The sequence below is a fragment of the Salinimicrobium oceani genome (assembly GCF_012037645.1).
This window is the reverse complement of sequence record NZ_JAAVJR010000177.1, coordinates 1-653: the sequence shown is the minus strand read 5'-3', so window position 1 is coordinate 653 and position 653 is coordinate 1. Positions and strand designations below refer to the sequence as shown.

Annotated in this window: 1 protein-coding gene; it reads right to left on the bottom strand. The window is 36.6% G+C overall.

Annotated elements, in window-relative coordinates:
* Positions 1–161 precede the first annotated feature (161 nt).
* A partial coding sequence (locus HC175_RS16115) for a hypothetical protein (RefSeq protein WP_168139422.1) occupies positions 162–653 on the bottom strand: 492 nt, incomplete at its 5' end.

Here is a 653-nt window from a genome sequence, read left to right as displayed (position 1 = left end):
CAAGCTCCCTGCAAAAGTTTTTTAAGCTTTTTTTGACATTTTAGAACCTGCTCAAGATAAGGTCCTGAAAATGATATTTTTGAGAGGGCCTTTTATATTGAAATTAGAATCAAAAACCCGGAGCATTAGTCCGGGTGAAGTTAAATCAGAAGTTTATATAACTAATTTTTGTCAAGAAAAGCAACAAAATTTTGCAGATCTAATTCAGATTTAACCTCATTATTCTTCAAATATTCCTTAGCCTCCTCACCAAAAGCATTCTTTATATCTTTAGATTTAGGCCGAACATGGACTGCCCCGCCAGAATTTGGAATAACAAAGTACTCTTCCTTAATTGTAATCCTCCCGGGTTTGTTTTTCCCATAGCCGGTACTGGCCTTCTCACCTTCTGTATAGTGAGCAACAGGTTTCTTTAAAAGTCTGTAATTCTTGCCATCGAATAGCTTAATAAAATAACCATATACTGTTTTTCCTTCACTGGAGATTTTATCTAAAAGAAAAGTTTTATTCCCAAGCTCATACACTGCCCTATTTCCCGCAGGTAGTTGATAGATTCTGGGACTTTGAATATTGGTCTTTATCTCCATTCGCTCCTCAACAACATTATACCTCAGGTAGACTTCAAGTGGCTCCTTACCCTCAATATGCACAAC